Genomic DNA, 1,119 nt, shown 5'->3' on the forward strand with positions numbered 1-1,119 from the left:
CGCCGGGGTCGCGTTGAGCACGGACTGGAGGGTGGCGGGGGTGTTGCTGCGGCGGAACGGCGAGACCCCCTCCGTCGCCGCGTACAGCACCACACCGAGGGACCACAGGTCGGAGGCGGGGCCGGGGCGCTGGCCCAGCACCCGCTCCGGCGCGATGTACTCGGGCGAACCGACGAAGCCGCCGGTGTCGGTCAGATTGGTCTCGCCCTCGATCTGGGCGATGCCGAAGTCGGTGAGTACGACGCGGTCGTGCCGGCCGAGCAGCACGTTGTCCGGCTTGACGTCCCGGTGCAGGATGCCCGCCGCGTGGGCGGCCTCCAGCGCGCCGAGCACCTCCAGGCCGACCCTGGCCGCCTCCCGTGCGGAGAGGGTGCCCTCCTCCTGCAGCACGCCGCCCAGCGAACGGCCCTGGACCAGTTCCATCACGATCCACGGCCGGCCGTCGACCACCGCGACGTCATGGACGTTGACCACCGCCGGGTGGTCGAGCCGGGCGGCGGCGCGGGCCTCACGGCGCATCCGCTCGAAGGCGTTGACACGTTCGCGTTCGGGAAGGTGGTCCGGGACGCGCGGTTCCTTGACGGCGACCTCGCGGTCCACCGTCTCGTCCTTGGCACGCCACACGGTGCCCATGCCGCCGTGCCCGAGCTTGGCGAGCAGCCGGTAGCGACCGGCGATCAGCCGCCCGGTGCCGGGGTCGGGCGCGGTCGCCGGCCGGGGCGTCGGGTCCTGCCCCGCACCGTACGGGTGTGGCGGGTGCTGCGGGGTCCGCGCCTGCCGGGTCTCCTGCGCCTGCCGCGGGACCACCTGCGTCGGCGCCGCGTACGGGTTGTCGGCGTGCGGCACCGGCGTGGGCGGGTTCGGTGGTTGCAGACCAAAACTCGTGGGCTCGTCGGACCCGCTGCGGGCTCCCCCGTTGCTGCTCATGGTTCATCCATATCGCGCGAGACCCTCACGTATCCACTGCGAACACCCACCGGTCACAGACCCGTGACCCTCGCCGGAACTTATCTCCCTTTTATCGACCTTTGGGTCCGGCCTGGGGTGAGGAACCCGACACCGAGGGGCCGGCCGCCGGGGAGTCGGCCGCCGACGCGCCCGCCGTCCCGGGGGCCGACG

1 protein-coding gene is annotated in these 1,119 nt (G+C 73.4%); it reads right to left on the reverse strand.

What is annotated here, in order from left to right:
- A partial coding sequence (locus tag B9S61_RS11600) for a serine/threonine-protein kinase (protein WP_146064797.1) occupies positions 1-927 on the reverse strand: 927 nt, incomplete at its 3' end.
- Positions 928-1,119 lie beyond the last annotated feature (192 nt).

Origin of the sequence: Streptomyces sp. SM1, assembly GCF_002910825.1 — a bacterium.
Lineage (GTDB): Bacteria > Actinomycetota > Actinomycetes > Streptomycetales > Streptomycetaceae > Streptomyces > Streptomyces okerensis.